Annotated in this window: 19 protein-coding genes; 8 read left to right on the plus strand and 11 right to left on the minus strand. The window is 71.0% G+C overall.

The genetic code is table 11. The features are described from left to right. Positions 1-55: 55 nt before the first annotated feature. Entirely contained in the window at positions 56-2302 is a 2247-nt protein-coding gene (locus B4V04_RS06310) for a hypothetical protein (RefSeq protein WP_498230144.1), read from the minus strand. A gap of 167 nt (positions 2303-2469) precedes the next feature. Here B4V04_RS06310 and B4V04_RS06315 point away from each other — a divergent pair, with 167 nt between their 5' ends. Continuing rightward, on the plus strand, positions 2470-2871 hold the full coding sequence (locus tag B4V04_RS06315) for an SHOCT domain-containing protein (protein ID WP_498230146.1): 402 nt from the start codon (positions 2470-2472) through the stop codon (positions 2869-2871). A 38-nt stretch (positions 2872-2909) separates the two neighbouring features. On the opposite strand, the gene hisE is transcribed toward B4V04_RS06315, so the two are convergent. From hisE to B4V04_RS06330, 3 genes are all read right to left on the minus strand, one after another. Next, on the minus strand, positions 2910-3236 hold the full coding sequence (gene hisE, locus B4V04_RS06320; protein WP_498230147.1) for a phosphoribosyl-ATP diphosphatase: 327 nt from the start codon (positions 3234-3236) through the stop codon (positions 2910-2912). Beyond that, positions 3233-3826, minus strand: a complete 594-nt coding sequence (gene pdxT / locus B4V04_RS06325) for a pyridoxal 5'-phosphate synthase glutaminase subunit PdxT (RefSeq protein ID WP_498230149.1) — start codon at positions 3824-3826, stop codon at positions 3233-3235. The genes hisE and pdxT overlap by 4 nt, the downstream gene beginning before the upstream one ends. 106 nt (positions 3827-3932) lie before the next feature. Further along, entirely contained in the window at positions 3933-4097 is a 165-nt protein-coding gene (locus B4V04_RS06330; RefSeq protein ID WP_144799773.1) for a preprotein translocase subunit Sec61beta, read from the minus strand. 188 nt (positions 4098-4285) lie between these two features. Here B4V04_RS06330 and B4V04_RS06335 point away from each other — a divergent pair, with 188 nt between their 5' ends. After that, complete coding sequence (locus B4V04_RS06335; RefSeq protein ID WP_008002506.1) at positions 4286-4555, plus strand: thioredoxin family protein; 270 nt, start codon at positions 4286-4288, stop codon at positions 4553-4555. 95 nt (positions 4556-4650) lie between these two features. Further along, positions 4651-4800, plus strand: coding sequence for a 50S ribosomal protein L40e (locus B4V04_RS06340; protein WP_144799772.1), 150 nt, complete (start codon positions 4651-4653; stop codon positions 4798-4800). A gap of 495 nt (positions 4801-5295) precedes the next feature. On the opposite strand, the gene B4V04_RS06345 is transcribed toward B4V04_RS06340, so the two are convergent. From B4V04_RS06345 to B4V04_RS06355, 3 genes are read right to left on the minus strand one after another with little or no spacing between them, the layout of a single operon-like run. After that, positions 5296-5913: a dolichol kinase gene (locus B4V04_RS06345; protein WP_498230151.1), complete on the minus strand. Its 618-nt coding sequence runs from the start codon at positions 5911-5913 to the stop codon at positions 5296-5298. Between the two features lie 3 nt (positions 5914-5916). After that, positions 5917-7701 carry a glycine--tRNA ligase gene (gene glyS, locus B4V04_RS06350; protein ID WP_498230153.1) on the minus strand — a complete coding sequence of 595 codons (1785 nt, stop codon included), beginning with the start codon at positions 7699-7701 and terminating at the stop codon, positions 5917-5919. Further along, positions 7702-8550 (minus strand): CBS domain-containing protein, encoded by an 849-nt coding sequence (locus B4V04_RS06355; RefSeq protein ID WP_498230155.1) that lies wholly within the window; start codon positions 8548-8550, stop codon positions 7702-7704. Positions 8551-8872: 322 nt separating this feature from the next. Here B4V04_RS06355 and B4V04_RS06360 point away from each other — a divergent pair, with 322 nt between their 5' ends. Further along, a complete protein-coding gene (locus B4V04_RS06360; RefSeq protein WP_144799768.1) occupies positions 8873-9094 on the plus strand; it encodes a DUF7556 family protein in 222 nt (73 codons plus the stop codon). 57 nt (positions 9095-9151) lie between these two features. Here B4V04_RS06360 and B4V04_RS06365 read toward each other — a convergent pair whose 3' ends face one another. The 3 genes from B4V04_RS06365 to B4V04_RS06375 all read right to left on the minus strand — a co-directional run bounded on the left by B4V04_RS06365 (position 9152) and on the right by B4V04_RS06375 (position 12381). Next, positions 9152-10057 carry a ketopantoate reductase family protein gene (locus B4V04_RS06365; RefSeq protein ID WP_498230158.1) on the minus strand — a complete coding sequence of 302 codons (906 nt, stop codon included), beginning with the start codon at positions 10055-10057 and terminating at the stop codon, positions 9152-9154. Between the two features lie 99 nt (positions 10058-10156). Then, a complete protein-coding gene (locus tag B4V04_RS06370; protein ID WP_498230160.1) occupies positions 10157-11425 on the minus strand; it encodes a pyridoxal-phosphate dependent enzyme in 1269 nt (422 codons plus the stop codon). After that, positions 11425-12381 carry a succinylglutamate desuccinylase/aspartoacylase family protein gene (locus tag B4V04_RS06375; protein WP_498230162.1) on the minus strand — a complete coding sequence of 319 codons (957 nt, stop codon included), beginning with the start codon at positions 12379-12381 and terminating at the stop codon, positions 11425-11427. Before B4V04_RS06375 ends, B4V04_RS06370 begins: the two co-directional genes overlap by 1 nt. 202 nt (positions 12382-12583) lie before the next feature. On the opposite strand from B4V04_RS06375, the gene B4V04_RS06380 reads away from it, so the two are divergent. Then, positions 12584-14743, plus strand: a complete 2160-nt coding sequence (locus B4V04_RS06380; protein WP_498230164.1) for a caspase family protein — start codon at positions 12584-12586, stop codon at positions 14741-14743. On the opposite strand, the gene B4V04_RS06385 is transcribed toward B4V04_RS06380, so the two are convergent. Next, entirely contained in the window at positions 14740-14871 is a 132-nt protein-coding gene (locus tag B4V04_RS06385; protein WP_498230166.1) for a DUF7503 family protein, read from the minus strand. The two genes, B4V04_RS06380 and B4V04_RS06385, sit on opposite strands and share 4 nt — an antisense overlap. A 178-nt stretch (positions 14872-15049) precedes the next feature. On the opposite strand from B4V04_RS06385, the gene B4V04_RS06390 reads away from it, so the two are divergent. The 3 genes from B4V04_RS06390 (at position 15050) to B4V04_RS06400 (ending at position 17587) form a co-directional block, all read left to right on the plus strand. Further along, complete coding sequence (locus tag B4V04_RS06390; protein ID WP_498230167.1) at positions 15050-16396, plus strand: MFS transporter; 1347 nt, start codon at positions 15050-15052, stop codon at positions 16394-16396. Between the two features lie 99 nt (positions 16397-16495). After that, entirely contained in the window at positions 16496-16744 is a 249-nt protein-coding gene (locus B4V04_RS06395) for a hypothetical protein (protein ID WP_498230169.1), read from the plus strand. A 45-nt stretch (positions 16745-16789) separates the two neighbouring features. Continuing rightward, on the plus strand, positions 16790-17587 hold the full coding sequence (locus B4V04_RS06400) for a helix-turn-helix transcriptional regulator (protein WP_498230170.1): 798 nt from the start codon (positions 16790-16792) through the stop codon (positions 17585-17587). Positions 17588-17593 lie beyond the last annotated feature (6 nt).

Here is a 17593-nt window from a genome sequence, read left to right on the forward strand (position 1 = left end):
TGGGCGAGGGTCGGGACGGCGGCGCGTCGGCGACGCGGGGGATCCGCCCGGCCGCTTACAGCTTCCCGGCGTTCTGCGCCTGCTCGACACGCTTCGTCGCCTGCTCGACCCGCTTTCCGGTCGCGTTCGCGAGCCCCGGCGGGAGCCCCTCGCGCGCCGCCGCGAGCCGCTCTTCGATCCGCGCGATCCGGTCGAGCACGTTCGCCAGCTGGCGCTCCGTCCCCTCGCCGTCGCCCTCGCGGGCGCGCTCCTCGGCCCGCTCCGCGGCCTCGACCGCAGCGGCGAGGGCGCGTTCGAGCCCGTTGACTGCGTTCGACGGGCTGCCGTCGGAGCTACCACCGTTACCGCCGGAGCCGCCGCCCGAGTCGTCGCTTCCGTCGTCGTCATCGTCGCCGCCATCGCTCTCCGCCGCCGCGGCCGCGACCGCGGCGCGCGTCTCCTCGGCCACGTCGGCGACGTAGCCGGCGAGCGGGGCCGCCCCGGTCTCCGGGCGCTCGATCCGGATCGGGTCGGTCCCGTCGGCGTCGCCGTCGTCAGAACCGTCCCCGTCGTCGCCTCCCCCGTCGCCGCCGGCCACCGTCGGGTCCGGGTTCACGCGGTACGCCCCGATCTCGTCGTCGTCGTCGCGGACCTCGGTCGTGTACGCGCCGCCGGCGTGGACGTAGGCCGCGTCGCTCCCGTCGATCGCGGAGTCGTAGATCCGGCCGGCGAAGTCGTCCTCTATCGCCGTCCGCGTCAGGTCGACGTCGCTCTCGGCGTCCGACAGCTCCACCTTCCGCGCGTCCTCGCGGGCGACGAGCGGGATCTCGCCGTCGACGCCGGCGGCCGTCACGGGCTCGTCGGCCGAGACCGTCAGCTCCTCGCTGTGCGGCGCCCGCCCGGCGCCGTTGACGGTCAGCCGGTGGTCCCCCTCGGGGATCCCGTTCGCGACCGCGATCCCGCCGGCGAACGTCGGGACGGCCTCGGGGTCGCTCTCGATCAGGACGAACGACTCGACGCCCGCGTCGGTCGTCGTCAGCCCCTCGCCGTCGGGGGCCTCGTCGGTCTCGGTCGCCCGCGTCACGCGGGCGACGACCGCGTCGAGCGCGCCGGCCGCCTCGGCGCCGAACGACTCGTCGTCGGCGATGGCGTCGTATCGGGCGGCGAGCTCGGCGCGGTGATTCCCGGCGGTGACGTCGAGCGCGGGGCTCTCGTAGCGGGGCTGCTCCCACGGGACGCCCGTGGTCGTGATGTGGCTCGCGACGGCGTCCTCGACCGCCTCGGGGACGGCGAACTCGAAGCTGAGCTGCGGCCCGGTGAACGCCGCGATGTCCTCCAGCTCGGCGCTCTCGACGAGCTCGTAGCCGACGACCTCGTCGACGGTCTCGTCCGCGAGCGCGTCCTCCCGGTCGGCGTGGCGGAAGGCGATCCCCGTCTCCCGGAGCGGGAGGTCGGTCGGGGGCGACCGCAGCGCGGCGAGCGACCGGACGGTGAGCGCCCCGTCGACCAGCGACTCCTCCGTGACCGACGGGAGGTCGGGGTGTTCGTAGATCGGCGCGCCCTCGTACTCGGGGACGACGAACGGGAGCCGAGCCCCCTCGTCGCGGGGGAGCCCGTACGCGATGGGGATCCCGAGGAGGTCCTCGACGGTGTCGATCGTCGTGTTCGTGATGTCCGCGAGGATCCCCTCCTCGCCGACGCGCTGGAAGCGGTCGGGGATCTCGTTGACCGAGAGGGTGCTGGAGTGGGAGCCGAGCTCGGGGAGGATCCGCGGGACGACGTCCGGGTCCGGGTCGAGGAACTCGTTGTTCGGGACGCTCCGGGAGTGCGAGCTGGCGACGTACAGCTGCGGCTCGCCCGTGTCGAGGTCGACGAACACGTGGAGCACCTCCCAGTCGTGCCAGTGGAAGTTCGCGGTGAACTGGTCGAACGCGGAGTAGAACCAGAACTGGACGACCGCGAGCGGCGAGTCCTCGTACCGGACGCCGTTGTAGAACACCGTCGGGTCCGGCGGCTCGCCCGCCTCGTCGAACCGCTCGTGGTAGCCGTCGAACGCCGCGAAGCCGTCGACGACCGTCTCGCCGTCCTCCTCGGTCGCGTACGGCCGCGGGTCGGTGGGGAACCACGGCTCCGCGGCGTCGAAGTACAGCGTCGGCGCGAACCGGGCCGCGAGCTCGTCGAGCCGGTCGGAGTCCAGTGTGGCGGTCGACGCGTCGTCGGGCTCGGAGCCGGAGCAGCCGGCGACCGCGGCGCTCCCGGCGCCCGCGAGCGCGCCGAGGACGGTCCGGCGGTCGACGGTTCGGCGGTCGGGGTCCTCGGTCACGGCGGGCCCCCGTCGGACCTCACGGGAACGCGTCTCGGTCGGGTTCGCGATTCCGGTACCATTTCCGAATGTAACGAATACCCCCGAGAATAAGTCTTCTGACGGCGAGACGGTCTCGGACCGACCCCGGCCGAAGGTATTTGCGCTCGGACGCGTCACTCCCCGGTATGGACGGGAAGAAGGTCCTCTACTACGGTGCGATCGCGCTCGCGGTCCTGATCGGGGTCAGCCTCCTCGTCTCCGTCGTCTCGGCGATCCTGAGCCTCGCGTGGGCGGTGGTCTCCGGGATCGTCACGCTCGCCGTTCTCGCCGGGGTCGTCTACGTCGCTTATCGGGCCGGATCGTGGTTCCTCGGGGGCGACGACGCCTCGGTCGACACGGACTCTCTCGGCGAGTCGTGGTCGTCCTCGTCGACGACCGACGACGCGCCGGAGAGCCGACAGGACCGGCTCCGCCGGCAGTACGTCGAGGGACAGATCGGCGAGGAGGAGTTCGAGCGCCGTATCGCCAGCGAGCTGGAAACGGAGGAGTTCGACGAGCTCGACCGCGAACTCGAGCGGGAGCGGTAGGTGACGAGCGGAAGCGGTAGGCGTCGAACGCGAGGCGGTCAGAACCGCTCGCGGAGCTCGCCGCGGAGGTCGTCGAGGTCGAGGTCCTTCATCGCGAGCAGCACCAGCAGGTGGTAGACGAGGTCGGCGCTCTCGGCGGTGAGCTCGTCGAGGTCGTCGTCCTTCGCCGCGAGGATGGCCTCGGTCGACTCCTCGCCGATCTTCTCTAAGACGGCGTTCTCGCCCTTCTCGTGGGTGAACAGCGAGGCGGTGTACGACCCCTCGGGGAGCTCCGCCTTCCGGGACTCGATGGTGGCGAACAGCTCGTCGAGGACGGCCTCGTCGCTCGTATCCGTGTGCTCGTCACCCGCCCGGGGATCGCTCACGCGATCACCTCTCGCTCGGGGAAGAAGGCGAGGTCGTGGACCCGCGAGTCGTCGGTGAGCTCCGGGTGGAACGCGGTGGCGACGACGGGGCCGTCGCGCACCGCCACCGGCCGGTCGTCGACGGTCGCGAGCACTTCGACGTCATCGCCCACCTCGTCGATGAGCGGCGCGCGGATGAACACGGCGTGGAACGGGTCGTCGAGCCCGGTTATCGGCACCTTCGCCTCGAAGGAGTCCTTCTGGCGGCCGAACGCGTTGCGGTCGACGGAGACGTCGACGAGCCCGAGCGCGTCGACGCGGTCGTCCTTCGCGTCCCGCGAGCAGACGATGAGGCCGGCGCAGGTGGCGAGCACGGGCTTCCCGCTCGCGACGTGCTCGCGGATCTCCGCGTCGATCCCCTCTCGGCGGATCAGCCGCGAGATGGTCGTCGACTCCCCGCCCGGCATGAGGAGGACGTCGCAGTCGGGCACGATCCCGGCGTCGCGGACCTCGACGACCTCGGCGGGCTCGTCGTGGGCGGCCGCGGCGTTCCGGACGGCGGCGGCGTGCTCGGCCACGTCGCCCTGCACGGCGATGACGCCTGCTTTCATGGAACCGACTCGGTCGGGGACGGGCAAAAAGGGCGCGCTACGGGGCGGTCGGTGGGGAGCGTTCGGCCAGTCGGTCGGGAGGCGTTCGGCCGGGAGAATCGACGCGTTACGCGACCGTCAGCGAGAGGATCTGCACGAAGGTGCCGAAGAGGACGCAGAACGCGAGGACGGTTTTCGGGCTCATCGCGATCGCGTCCCGGTCCTGGGTGTCGAAGTAGCGGACCAGTCCCGCACTGGACATCAGCCCGCCGGAGTTGGAACCACTGCTCATACCCGATGGTGGTCCGCGCGGCGTTCTAAACGTTTCGCTCGCGGTCGCAGACGCGGTCGGCGGGTTCGGGGGCCTCTCGGCGCCCGACGGGTCGCAGTCGCCTCGGCGACCGACGGGCCGCAGCCTGTCGGGCGCGTGCACGAGTGGGAAACCCTTATGCGCGGTCCGACGGTAGAACAGGCCGGATAATGACTGTTCGACTGCTGGATTTTCACGCTGACTGGTGCGGCCCGTGTAAGACGCAGGACCCGATCCTGGAGGAGATCCAGGAGGACCTCGGCGACGCCTTCGAGCTCCAGAAGGTGAACGTCGACGAGGAGCAGGACGTCGCCAACCAGTACCAGGTACGCTCGCTCCCGACGCTGATCATCGAGAACGACGACGGCGTCGTGGACCGGTTCGTCGGCGTCACCCAGCGCGAGGACATCGAGGCCGCGCTCTCCGAAGCCGGCGCCTGAGGCTCGAACGACCCGTCTGATCCGGGCGCACGGCGGTGACGCCGGACGCCGCCGCGTCTCGCAACCTTTTACAGCGTCGCCGCGACAGTAGCCGTATGGCCAGTTTCGACGCCGCGGAACGCCGCAACCTCGACCGGCAGATCTGCATGCGCTGTAACGCCCGCAACGCCCCCGACGCGAAGCGCTGCCGCAAGTGCGGCTACACGAACCTCCGCCCGAAGGCGAAGGAACGCCGCGCGACGTAAGCGGTCTCTTGTCCGCGGTTCTCGTCGGCTCGTCCCGGTCGGTTAGCGAGCGGTGCAATCAGTTCAGTCGTCGCGCAGTCGGCTGTTTTTGAGTCGTTGCTACCGACGACCTAAAGGAGACCTCCAAAGCCCCAGTCGGGCGGCGATACGTGATCGATAGCTCTGCGGAGAACACCACCAAAGCCCCAGTCGCGAAGACGGCGCACGCTCGCTGCGCGCCTCACTCGGTCGCTATCGCTCCCTCGTTGCGGTGCTTGCGTCGCCTGCGCCGTCTTCGCGACTGCCCCTTTGAGTCCCACCCAACTGCTCCGCACCGCAGCCTCACACCTCCCCAGCCTCGTCGGTGGTCCTCCGCGTCGCTCCGGACCACCGACTCCCTCGCGCGTGCTCCTCGCGCCCGCTGGGCGCTCGCAGGCACGCGCCACCGCAATCGTTTGTCAATAAATAGCCATCGCGACCTCACACTCGCCAACGATCTGCGGTCCGCACCGCGCCCTACCCTAACACCGCGATCGCGAGGAGCATCCCGCTGGCGGCGGCGGGCGGGATGGTGAGGTTGTCGTCGACGGCGACGCCGCGGACGATCGGCGGGAGGCCGTCGGCGACGGCGGCGGGACCGGCGCCCGCCATCGCGACGACGACCCCCACGTCGGGGCCGAACGCGGGGATGGTGAAGGGGGCGGCGAGTCCGAAGCAGACGAGGAACATCGCGATCCACGCGGCGGGCCGCTTCGCCTCCGTGGCCTCGTTGTCCGCGAGCGCGCCGCTGACGGGGTCACCGACCGACAGCATCCACATCGCGGGGATCGCGAGCGTCGGCTCCAAGAGGAGGACCGCGCCGGTCATGCTCACCTGGTACAGCGCGTACCCCGCGAGCGCGTCCGACTCGTACTCCCGGGTGAGCTTCCGGTAGAGGGCGTGGTCGAGTCCGACGACGAGCCGGAGGAATTCGAGGGTGAGCACGACGGCGAGCGCGGCCACGAGGAAGTAACGCGTCTCCGTCCACGTGAACCAGCCGAGCAGGTACGGGACCGGGTAGAGGGTCCCCCCGGCGTGGACCAGCCGCCGCTCGAACTCCACCTCGGCCCGCCACTCCGCCGCCGGAAGGGGCACGGGTCAGTTGGTCTCGACGTCGGTCTCGACTGTCTCGTACCGGTCCAGCAGCGCGTCGAACGAGTCGCCCGCGCGGAGCGCGGCCAGCTCGCCGGCCAGGTCGTCGGCGGGGACCCGGACCTGCACGGCCGAGTCGCGCTCGCGGACGGTGACGGTGTCGGGGCCGTCGCCCTCGATCCCGTCGCGGTCGACCGTGACGCAGAACGGCGTGCCGACCTCGTCCTGCCGGCGGTAGCGCCGCCCGATCGAGCCGGAGTCGTCGTACGCCACCGCGAGGCCGGCCGCGCGCAGGTCGCTCGCGACCCGGTCCGCGAGGTCGACGAGCCGGTCGTCGTTCGTCACCAGCGGGAACACCGCGGCGTCCTGCGGCGCGATCTCGGGCTCCAGGGAGAGGTACGTCCGCGCCTCGCCGTCGACCTCGTCCTCGCGGTAGCCGTGTGCGAGCAGCGTCTGGACGGTGCGCCCCACGCCGAAGGAGGGCTCGACGACGTGCGGCGTGATGTGCTCGCCGCTCTCGGTCGTCTCCTCGACGGCGAAGTTCGCGACGTCGGCGTCGACGTCACGGGTTTCCCCGTTCGCGTCGACCGAGACCGTCTCGCCGTCGAAGGCGTCGGGGTCGCGCTCCGCGAGCGTCTCCAGCGCGTCGGCGACCGCGCCGGCGTCGCCGCCGAACTCGGGGCCGAGGACCGACATGTCGGGGTCGACCGTCGCGCGCTCGACCGTCTTCGGCTCGTCGTAGCGCTTGAAGACGGTGAACGAGTCGTCGCCGTACTCGCCGTGCTTCGAGAGGTCGTAGTCGGAGCGGTACGAGAAGCCCGCGATCTCGATCCAGTCGCCGTCGACCTCGCTCTCCGCGTCCCAGCAGTCGGCCGCGTAGTGGGCGCGCTCGCCCGCGAGGTGCTGGCGGAACCGGAACCGGTCGGTGTCGACGCCGACGCGCTCGTACCACTCCTTGGCGACGCCGAGGTAGTAGCCGACCCACGGGGAGCCGATGATCCCCTCGTCGACCGCCTCGCCGACCGTCGTCTCGACGTAGTCGCCGTCGGCGGCCTCCTGTTCGGTCGCCGGGTACAGCCGGACGTCGACGTCGCGGACGCGGTCCAGCGGCGGCTCGTCCTCCTCGGGGTCGATGAACTGCTCTAACTCGGCCTGCGTGAACTCGCGGAGCCGGAGGAGCCCGCCGCGCGGCGAGATCTCGTTGCGGTAGGCGGGGCCGATCTGGGTGATCCCGAACGGGAGGTTGCCGCGGGCGTACTCCTTCAGGCGCGGGAACTCGACGAAGATCCCCTGGGCCGTCTCCGGGCGGAGGTAGCCGGGCTGGCCGTCGCCCGGCCCGATGTCGGTCGCGAACATGAGGTTGAAGGCCTCGACCGGCTCGCCGGCGAGGGGGGTGCCGCAGGCGGGACAGGCGATCTCGTTGTCGGCGATGAGGGCCTCGACCTCCTCGCCGGGGAGCGCCTCGGCGTCCTCGATGTCGGTGACGGCCTCGACGAGGTGGTCGGCGCGGTGGGACTCGCCGCACTCGCCGCACTCGACGAGCATGTCGTCGAACCCCTCCAGGTGGCCGGAGGCCTCGAAGACGGCCTCCGGCATCACCGTCGGCGCCTCGATCTCGCGGTTCCCCTCGCGGATGGTGAACCGGTCGCGCCACGCGTCCTCGAGGTTGCGCTTCAGCGCCGCGCCCTGCGGGCCGAAGGTGTAGAAGCCGGCGGTCCCGCCGTACGCGCCGTTCGAGCCGAAGAAGAACCCCCGCCGCTTCGCCAGCTCGACGAGGTCGTCCGCGGCCATCTAGAGGCCCTCCAGCAGGTCGACGTCGCGCACGATGCCGTCGAGGTCGGTTCCGTTGACCAGGGGGACCTGCTCGATGTCGTTGCTGATGAGCTCCTGGGCGACCTCCTTGGCCGTCCGGGTGCCGCTGACGGTGACGAGGTCCTCGGTCATGAAGTGGCGGGTCGCCTCTCCGGGGATCTCCACGTTGCGGGTCGGGAGGTAGCGCGCGCCGGTCGCCTTGACCCCCTCCCAGGACCACTCGGAGTCCTGCTCGGCGATGGAGTCGCCCGTGCTCGCCTCCCCCTCGACGACGCGGGCGACCTCGAGGATGTCGACCTCGGTGAGGATGCCGGCGATCCCCGCGTCGTCGTCGAGCACGACCGCGTAGGGGACGTTCGCGAGCCCGATCTCCCGCTCGGCGACCGGCAGCGGCGTCTCCGTGTGGGTCGCGTTGACCGCGTGGGTCGCGAGCCCGCCGACCTCGCGATCCCCGTCGATCTCGCCGCGAGCGATCGCCCGAATCACGTCGGTGACGGTGAGGATGCCGACGAGCGACTCGCCGTCGACGACCGGGAGCCGGCGGGAGCTCTCGGCGACCATCGTGGCCGCGGCGTCGACGATGTCGCCGTCAGCGCCGACGGTCGGCACCTCCCGCATCAGCAGCGCGAGCTGGTCTTCGTCGGGCTGCTCGATGAGGTCGTCGCGCGTGACGAGCCCGCGGTACACCTCGTCGCCGTCGACGTCCTTCACGACGGGGACCGAGGAGAAGCCGTACTCCTGGATGTACTCCAGCACGTCGTTCCGGCTCCCGGGAATCTCGACGACGACGAGATCCGACCGCGGCGTCATGGCGTCTGACACGTTCATGCACCGTCTTTCAGCGTGGCACCTCTTGTATACTGCGAAGGTGGCCGGCGGCGGCGCGGGGGACGGTTCGACCACCGCCGGCGGGTTTCGACCTCCCCGAGCGGTGACGTGTCCGCGGCCGCGGTCCGGTCCTCGGACAGACGTACGCATCCGACAGGGATCCGACCGGTCCGTCGGATCGACGTCCAACCCGCATCGGAACCCATCGGATCGACGGTTTCAGACCGGATTCGCCGTCGATCCGCTCACTCGAACCGGAATTCCCCGACTGCGGACGGCTGCGGTTCGGAACGCTTATACCTACTGTGAACAATTGACAATCATGTCACGGAGTTCCACTCCTTGGGACGACCCGGACCCCGATCACCGTCCGACGGCGCTGCCCGCGGATCCGACGCTCGACGCCGACGATTCCCCGGACATCATGGCGTCGATCGACTCGTCGGCGTCGCGACCGGAGCTCGTGATCGCGGACGTCTCGCGGGAGAACGCGTGGGTCTCGGTGGACGAGACCGACGCGACCGTCCTCGAGGAGTGGTGTTGAAGCGGTAGCCGCTCGCCGGCGGTCGACGACCGCTCGGCCCGCCGATCCCCGCCGCAGTCACGCCGACTCGCGGACCCCTTCTCCGAGTTCCCACGCCCGTATCAGCGACGCGAGGGTCCGACACGTCGGCGCCGCGGTCCCGAAGCGGTCGGCGCGGTCGGCGACGGCGCCGTAGATCGCGTCGACCTCGGTCCGACGCCCCGCGGCGACGTCCTCGTGCATCGACGAGCGGTTGGCGGCGGTGTCGGCGGCGACCCGCTCGACGGCGGCGACCGCCTCGTCCTCGCCGAGGGCGACGCCGTCGGCGCGCGCGACGCGGGCCACCTCGCGGGCCGCCTCGCGCGCGACCTCGCCGCCCGGCCCGTCGAGCGTCGCGCCGTTGGTGAGGCGCGCGAGCGCCGAGGGGCCGTTGATCCCCGCGTTGACCGCGAGCTTCTCGTACCGGCGCCGGGGCATGTCCGCGGCGACCGTCGTCTCGATCCCGGCCTCGTCGAACGCGCCGCCGACGCGCTCCGCGAGCGGGTCCCGACCGCCGGCGAGCGAGCCGACGACGACCTCGCCGACCCCCGTACACGTCACCCGGCCCGGCTCGGCCAGGACGGCGCCGTAGCTCGCGGTGCCGGCGAGCACGGTCGGGTCGAGCGCGGCGACGAGCCGCTCCTCCGTGAGCCCGTTCTGGAGCGAGCAGACCGCGTCGTACTCGCCGGTCGCGAGCGCCCGCGCCGCCGCGTCCGTGTCGTACGCCTTCGTCGTGACGAGGGCGAGGTCGGCGCTGCGGTGCGTCCCGTCGGTGAGCGCCCGGGGGTGCACGTGGGCGTCGATCTCCCCGTCGATCCGGAGCCCGTCCTCCCGGATCCGCCGCATGTGCGGGTCGCGCCCGACGAGGGTGACGTCGTGGCTACGGGCCAACAGCCCGCCGATCAGGCCGCCGAGCGCGCCGGCGCCGTAGACGAGGACCTCCATGTGCGCTCCCACGGGGCGCGACTGAAAAGGGGTGACGGTGCGAGGGGCGGCGGACCGCGACGGAGTCGCGCCGCCGACGGCGACGGCTGACCGGCGGAATCAGCCCTTCAGCCCGCTGCCGGTCAGCGGGACGACCACGTCGTCGTCGGGTGCGAGGGTCCCGCGCTCGCGGAGCGCGCGGAGCGCGGCCGGCGCGACGGCGCAGGTCGGCTCGGTGTAGAAGCCCGCCCGGTGGAGCCGGTCGAGCTCGCGCTCCGCCGCCGACTCCGTCACCGCGAGCGCGTCGCCGTCGGTCTCGGCGAGGGCGTCGAGGATCTCCGCCAGACGAACCGGCTCCGCGATCTGGATCCCGTCGGCGGCGTCGTTGACGCGCCCGTCGGGGTCGGCCGCCTCCGGTCCGTGCAGTTCCCGGACGATCGGGGCGACGCCGGCCGCCTGCGCGCCGAACAGCCGCGGGACCGAATCGATCCGGCCGGCGCGTTCGAGCCGCCGGAACCCCCGGTACGCGCCGAGGAACATGGTTCCGTGGCCGAGCGGGGCGACGACCGCATCCGGGGCCTCCCAGCCGCGCTGGAAGGCGATCTCGTAGGCGACCGTGGCCGTCCCCTCGAAGAAGGCCGGATTCCAGGCGTGGCTGGCGTACCACGCGGCCGCCTCGGATCTCCCGCCCCCCTCGCCCCCGCCGCTCCCTTCGCCCCCGTCCGCGCCGAGCGCGGCGACGCAGGCGTCGGTCACGTCAGCGCGGCTCCCCTCGATCCGGACCGGCTCCGCGCCCGCGCGGCGGATCGCGCGGAGCTTCGACTCCTTCACGTCGGCCGGGACGTACACCGCGGCGTCGATCCCCGCTCGGGCCGCGTACGTCGCGATCGCCGCGCCGGCGTTGCCGGAGGAGTCCTCGACGACCCGGCCGACGCCGAGTTCGCGGGCCCGCGTGAGCGTCGTCGTCGCGCCGCGGTCCTTGAACGAGCCGGTCGGGAAGACGTACTCCAGCTTGAACTCGGCGTTCCACGGGGACGCGTCGGCGCCACGCTCGTCCCCGTCGACCGCGGCGGCTCCCGGTCCGTCGGCGTCGACGAGCGGGGTCATCCCCTCGCCGAGCGTCACCCGGTCGGCGGGGTCGTCGCCGACCGCGAGGAACGCCGCGAACGCCCAGAGCCCGTCTCGGGCGTCGAGAGATTCGTTCCCCTCCGGACCCGGTGCCGGGCGGTCCGGGTCCGTGGCCGAGAAGTTCGGAATCGGCGGGTCGGCGAAGTTCAGCGGAGCGCCGCACTCGCAGCGCCACCGGTCGGCGACGGTGCGACCGCAGTCGGAGCAGGCGAGACGCCTCGGAGTGGGGCCCCTCTCTTCCGGGTCGTCGTCGGCCGACATCAGTAGCGGTCGACGTTGGTGCCGACCGAGCAGACGTACTCGCCGGCGGCGACCTGCGGGAGCCGCCGGGTGCGCCAGAAGATCCCGTCGTCGTCGGCGGTCACCCGCCCTTTCAGCTCGCCGAAGGTGTCGGTCACCTCGAAGAGGGCGTCGCCGGCCTCGACGCGCTCGCCGAGGTCGCGCTCGAACCTGACGAGCCCGCCCGCGGGCGACCCGTACTGGTCGAACCCGCGCGCCCGGACCTGCCGTTCGAGGTCGACGTCGCCGTCGAGGTAGCCGTAGTGTCTGAGCACGTTGAACACGCCCTCGACGCCGTACCGGATCGACTCCTCGTCCCAGCCGACGGCGCCGCCGAGCTCGGGGTCGATCGTCGGGATCCCGTGCTCCGGCCCGGCCCGCGCGAGCTGGCCGTCCGGGCCCTTGATATCGAGGACGTGCCCGCAGCCGAACACCTTCGCGAGCTCCAGGCAGTCGCCGTGGAGGCGGTGGCGGATCCCGCACCGCACCCGCGTCTCGTTTATCATCCGGCTGGTCGATCCCTGGTGGAGGTCCAGGATGCGGTCCGCGCGCTTCGCCGCCCGGAACGTCGCGTGCGCGATCCGCTCGCTCGTCGTCCCGTCCTCGTCGCCGGGGTACCCCCGATTCATCTTCCGGTCGTCGATCGGATTCCGGTGCTCCGCCACCTGAAAGCCGAAGTAGTTGACGATGCCGACGACGAGGACCGCGCCGGACAGCTCCGTCGGGTCGATCCGCGGGACGACGCGGTTGACGACTCCCAGCCCGTTGAGCTCGTCGCCGTCGCTGACCGCCTGCACGTACAGCGTCTCCCCGTCCGTCGCGCCGTTGATGACGGCGACCGGCAGCCGCACGGGGCTCCCGTCCCGCGTCTCCCCCACTTCGAGACGGCCCGTGTCCGTCTCACCCGGCGGGGCGCGGGCCGTTCCAAGCGTGATCATTACGCGAACGTGGGCCGGGCGCCCCTTTATCCGTTCGGTCCGCGGCGATCACCCGACACAAGCTTTATCGCCGTCTCGGTCGAGAAGTCGGTACCGAAGGTCGCGTTCGCCGAGCGCGCCGGACCGGCAGACGTTTCGCCCGGTCGGAGCGGATCCCGGCGATCCGGCCCGCCCGACCCGCCGTCGGGCACGGCTCCCTCACATGAGCATCGAGATCGACCCGCTACCGGACGACGCCGGACTCACGGTCACGGACCACATCGAGAACACCCAGTTCGAGGTGTACACCGATCGGGCAGTGGATCCGGTGGCGACCCCCGAGGACGCCCACTACTTCCCGGTCGACGCCAGCGTCACCGTCGAGACCGCGTCGGTCGAGATCCCGCGCGTCGCGGTCGTCGAGACACGCGCCGGCGACGGGACGCTGCTCACCCGAGGGGACTCCTACTGCATGCCCGACGGGACGTATCACGTCGGGATCGATCCCGCGCCGACCAAGCTCTACCTCGCCTTCGACGCCGGCTTCTCGGTGTCGACGACGGAGCGGACCACGCGGATCGGCCTCGACGCGCCGAGCGAGGTCACGCTCGGGTTCCGGTCGCTCCACCAGGTGCCCGCCGGGACCATCGAGACGCCCACCGACCCCGAGTCGCTGATGGAGGCCGTCTCGCTGCTCGGATCCGCGCTTCAGACGACGAGCCCGGAGCGGTCGTTCCCCACCCTCCGGGGACACCCGCCGCTGATCGAGCCGGGCGACGAGCTCCGCGTCCCCGACCGGATCGAACCGCTCGACTCCGGGGTCCGGATCGTCGTGCCGCCGGCGTACGAGTATCTCTACCCGGTCGTCTCGCTCGCGTACTACTTCGCGGCCGACGTCGTCCCCGGGAACGAGCCCCGGATCGAGGGCGACGGCTGGAGCCACTCGCTGGAGCCGGACTTCGAGCGCCGGACCGCCGAGATCCTGCGACAGTCGTTCCACCTCGACTGTCTCGTCCGCACCGAGGGGTTCTACCCGGTCGACCTCCACGAGCGCGAGACGACCGACCTCGACCTCGACTGGGGCCGCCTGTACGACCTGCCGCTCGCGGAGCGGCTGGGCGAGTACCTCGCGGTCCCCTTCGAACGGATCGAGCCCGAGCTCCCGCAGTGGACGCTGACGACCGACGTGCGGCCCGACCCCGGCAACGTCGAGATGCTCCCGTTCGTCGCCGGGGAGCTGTCGATCGTCCGGTCGCCCGAGACGGCCACGCCGGTGACCGCCGGCGAGGGCGGCGGCGTCGGATTCCTCCGCGGTCCGGGAACGGACTCGACTCCGCGCCCGGCGTCCCTCGGTCCGGACGAGTTCGTCCGCGGGAGCGCCGGGAGCGAGCCCGTCCGCGGCGAGGTGCCCGCCGACGCCGGCGTCTCTCGCGGCGCCGACGCCGCTGCCGACCGCGGCGCAGTTCCCGCCGACGCCGACTTCGTGCAGCCCGAGCCGGTCGACACCGTCGAGCACGCGTGGGTCGGCGACGGCGTCCCGCTCGACGCCAACAAGGCCACCCTCGACGCGTACCACCGCCGGCTGGAGGCCGGCGCGGTCGAGCAGTCGCGGATCTCCGTGCTCGTCGTCTGCAACGACGAGCAGATGCGCGAGGAGGGCGAGGTCGCGGACCTGTACGGCCTCCGCGACATGGTCCAGTTCGACATCGAGGTGCGCCACGACCTCACCCGCGCGGAGATGCGCGAGGTCCTCGAGTCCGACGTCGACTTCCTCCACTACGTCGGCCACGTCGACCACCGCGGGATGCAGTGTACCGACGACTACCTCGACCTGACCGACGAGGACCTCGACGTCGGCATCAGCGCCTTCCTGCTCAACGCCTGCCAGTCCTACCGCCAGGGCGAGGCCCTCGTCCACCGCGGCTCCCGCGGCGGTATCGTCACCCTCTCGGACGTGGCGAACTCGCCGGCGACCCAGCTCGGTCGGATCATCGCGCGCCTGATGAACAGCGGCTTCAACCTCCGCACCGCGCTCCACGTGGCGAAACGCGAGCTGATCACCGGACACCAGTACATCGTCGTGGGGGATGGAGCAGCGACGATTTGTCAAAATCGGAGCGGTATGGCGATCGTAGCCAGTATGTCAAGATCCAATGGCGGTGATTGGGATCTGTCTGCAGAAGTTTTCCCCAACCGAAACCATGGGGTCGGTTCGCTTGCAACACTTAATCTCAAAAACACTAATGATGATCATTATATCCCGTCCACTATTGTCTGCAGAGAAGTGACTGATGCTGATCTGGCTCGGTTTTTTGATTTGGAAATGTTGCCGATTTTTGTTGATGATGAGCTACAGTGGACCGATGAATTCTCTATCGGTTAGGGTCCAGGATTCGCAACTCCAGCATTCGCCGCCGCGGGCGCCGCCTGCGTCAGCAGGAGGAGCGCGGTGAACAGGACGCCGGCCATCTTCGGGTGCTCTGCCACGTAGTCTGCAACACTTTCGTGCATATTACACAAGATATCGCATGTAATTAAATCACACACTATTGTGCGGCAACCGTTTTCGGATATTTGAATACTCAGATACTATAAACAAAACCGGTTACGATCGAACCGCTCCGCGCCGCATCGCCTCGCTCGGCCGTATCGCCGGTGTATTAAAGACCGTTTCGGCGGAGGTATCGGCATGGGCAACGCGGACGACGTCGACCTCCTCGACCCGTTCCGTCAGTTCTTCTCGCTGCGGCGGGACGTGCTCGTCCTGTCGCTCGCGATGTTCGCGTTCAGTCTGGGATTCCAGATGACGAACCGGTACGTCCCGGAGTACATGTCGGCGCTGGGCGCGAGCGCGTTCGTCATCGGGCTGTTCGGGACCGTCGGCAACGTCATCGGCGCGGCCTACCCGTACCCGGGCGGGCGGCTCTCGGACCGGATCGGGTCGCGGGTCGCGCTCACGCTGTTCGGGCTGTTATCGAGCCTCGGATTCGGCGTGTGGCTCGTCGCGCCGACCCTCGGGACCGTGACGGTCGTCGGCGTCGTCTTCGAGCCGTGGATCTGGATCTTCGTCGGGCTCTTCCTCGCGCAGGCGTGGAAGTCGTTCGGCCTCGGCGCGACGTTCGCGATCGTCAAGCAGTCGGTCCCGCCGGAGCGGCTGGCGCGCGGGTTCGCGAGCACGGAGGTGTTCCGACGGACCGCGTTCCTGATCGGGCCGCTGATCGCGGCGGGGATCATCCAGTACGCCGCCGACTTCACCGTGAGCTTCCAGTACGTGCTCGCGGTGGCCCTCCTCTTCGGCGTCGTCGCCACCGCGCTCCAGCACGCGCTCTACGACGCCAGCGAGGACACGCTCGGGAAGGAGTTCGAGGGCGTGAGCGAGGTGGTCGCGGACCTCCGGAGCCTCCCGCCCGAGCTCCGCCCGCTGCTCGTCGCCGACACGCTCGTGCGGTTCGCGAACGGAATGGTGTACGTCTTCTTCGTCATCGTGATCACGCAGTTCCTCGAGGTCGGGCTCGACGTCGGCCCCCTCTCCCTGTCGCCGGCGGCCTTCTTCGGCGTGCTGTTGGCGATCGAGATGGCGGTCGCGCTCGTCTCCATGCCGCCCGCGGCGCGGGCCGCCGAGCGCGTGGGGCTCAAGCCGGTCGTCGCGCTCGGCTTCCTCGTGTACGCGGTCTTCCCGGCGCTCCTCATCAACGTCCCCGCCGACACTCCCCTGACCGCGCCGCTCGTCGTCTCGCTGTTCGCGTTCTCCGGGCTCCGGTTCGCCGGGCTTCCCGCTCACAAGGCGCTGATCGTCGGTCCCGCCGAGCGCGACACGGGCGGTCGCGTCTCGGGCTCGTACTACCTCCTCCGCAACGCGGTCGTCATCCCGAGCGCGGCGCTCGGCGGCCTGATCTACGGCGGGTTCGCGGTGCCGGGGACCGGGATCTCCGTCGCGGGAGACCCCGTCGTCGCGTTCGGACTCGCGAGCGCGGTCGGGCTCGTCGGCGTCGCCTACTTCGCGCTGTTCGGCGAGGAGTACGACGCGTACGCCTGACCGCCGGCGGAGAGGCGCCACGGGGTCGCGATCGCACCGGTCGTCTCGCCCGCCCCGACCGCCCCGCCGTTTTTTCACCTCCCGCGACCGAGGGCGGGTATGACCGACATCGCCGCCGCGATACGGGACGCGTTCGAACACACCGACTACGACCTCGGCGACGTCGCGGTCAACCGACGACAGGTGCGCGTCCCGGTGCTCCAAGAGGGGGCCGACCCCGCCGCGCTCCGCGCGGTGATCGAGGAGGCGCTCGGCGCGGACGCGGTCGCCGCCCTCACCGTGAGCACGGAGACGATCGACGGCGAGGACACCATCGGCACCGTCGTCTCGTTCCGTCACCGCCCCTGACGCGGTACGATTAAGCGTGCGGTGCTCGTATCTACTGGCCATACGATGACGTCCGACGACGGACACGACGGCGCACAGTACCTCGCCGGGTCGCCGGTCCGGGTCGCGATCCTCCGGACGCTCCGTCGGGAGCCGCGCCGTCCGGCGGACCTGACGGACGCGGTCGACGCGACTCGGACGACGGTCCAGCGGATCCTCGGCGGGTTCCGCGAGCGCGACTGGGTCGTCAAGCGCGACGCGACCTACCGCGTGACGCCGACGGGAGAGCGCGTTCACGACGCGTACGAGTCCCTGCTGGACGAGGTGGAGCTGGCCGATCGCTACGGGGGGTTCGCCGCCGACCTCGAACGCGTGGACGCCGGGTTCCCCGCGGAGGCGATCGACGCCGGAGAGCTGACGGTCGCGACGGACCGGAACCCGCTCGCCGCGGTCGATCGGATCACCGAGCTCCTCCGCGAGGGTCGTGACACGGAGATCCGCGCGGTCTCGCCCGTCGTCATCCAGCAGTTCAACCGGGCGGCCGCCGCCGCGCTCGACGCCGGCGCGGAGGTCGAGCTCGTCATCGACCGGGACGTGGTCGAGGCGTCGGTCTCCGACTTCGAACCGGCGACCGACCGCGCGCTCGACGACGACGACGCGACCGTCTACGTCTCGCCCGAGCCGATCGAGTACGGCGTGTTCAGGCGCGACGACGTCGCCTGCGTGACGGCGTACGACCGCCGGAACAACCCCCGGTGCGTGCTGGAGTCCACGGAGCCGACGGTGGTCGAGTGGGTCGACGACCGGTTCGAGTCGTTCGTCGCCGACGCTCAGCGGCTCTCCGCGGTCCTCGAGAACGCCTGACGTGGA

This window comes from Halorubrum sp. B52, assembly GCF_059752555.1.

What these genes read in the sequence shown, in the direction of transcription:
- B4V04_RS06315 (WP_498230146.1), top strand. Translation starts at nt 2,470, where the DNA reads ATGGACGGGAAGAAGGTCCTCTACTACGGTGCGATCGCGCTCGCGGTC.
- pdxT (WP_498230149.1), bottom strand. Translation starts at nt 3,826, where the DNA reads ATGAAAGCAGGCGTCATCGCCGTGCAGGGCGACGTGGCCGAGCACGCC.
- B4V04_RS06330 (WP_144799773.1), bottom strand. Translation starts at nt 4,097, where the DNA reads ATGAGCAGTGGTTCCAACTCCGGCGGGCTGATGTCCAGTGCGGGACTG.
- B4V04_RS06335 (WP_008002506.1), top strand. Translation starts at nt 4,286, where the DNA reads ATGACTGTTCGACTGCTGGATTTTCACGCTGACTGGTGCGGCCCGTGT.
- B4V04_RS06340 (WP_144799772.1), top strand. Translation starts at nt 4,651, where the DNA reads ATGGCCAGTTTCGACGCCGCGGAACGCCGCAACCTCGACCGGCAGATC.
- glyS (WP_498230153.1), bottom strand. Translation starts at nt 7,701, where the DNA reads ATGGCCGCGGACGACCTCGTCGAGCTGGCGAAGCGGCGGGGGTTCTTC.
- B4V04_RS06355 (WP_498230155.1), bottom strand. Translation starts at nt 8,550, where the DNA reads ATGAACGTGTCAGACGCCATGACGCCGCGGTCGGATCTCGTCGTCGTC.
- B4V04_RS06360 (WP_144799768.1), top strand. Translation starts at nt 8,873, where the DNA reads ATGTCACGGAGTTCCACTCCTTGGGACGACCCGGACCCCGATCACCGT.
- B4V04_RS06365 (WP_498230158.1), bottom strand. Translation starts at nt 10,057, where the DNA reads ATGGAGGTCCTCGTCTACGGCGCCGGCGCGCTCGGCGGCCTGATCGGC.
- B4V04_RS06370 (WP_498230160.1), bottom strand. Translation starts at nt 11,425, where the DNA reads ATGTCGGCCGACGACGACCCGGAAGAGAGGGGCCCCACTCCGAGGCGT.
- B4V04_RS06375 (WP_498230162.1), bottom strand. Translation starts at nt 12,381, where the DNA reads ATGATCACGCTTGGAACGGCCCGCGCCCCGCCGGGTGAGACGGACACG.
- B4V04_RS06380 (WP_498230164.1), top strand. Translation starts at nt 12,584, where the DNA reads ATGAGCATCGAGATCGACCCGCTACCGGACGACGCCGGACTCACGGTC.
- B4V04_RS06385 (WP_498230166.1), bottom strand. Translation starts at nt 14,871, where the DNA reads ATGCACGAAAGTGTTGCAGACTACGTGGCAGAGCACCCGAAGATGGCC.
- B4V04_RS06390 (WP_498230167.1), top strand. Translation starts at nt 15,050, where the DNA reads ATGGGCAACGCGGACGACGTCGACCTCCTCGACCCGTTCCGTCAGTTC.
- B4V04_RS06395 (WP_498230169.1), top strand. Translation starts at nt 16,496, where the DNA reads ATGACCGACATCGCCGCCGCGATACGGGACGCGTTCGAACACACCGAC.
- B4V04_RS06400 (WP_498230170.1), top strand. Translation starts at nt 16,790, where the DNA reads ATGACGTCCGACGACGGACACGACGGCGCACAGTACCTCGCCGGGTCG.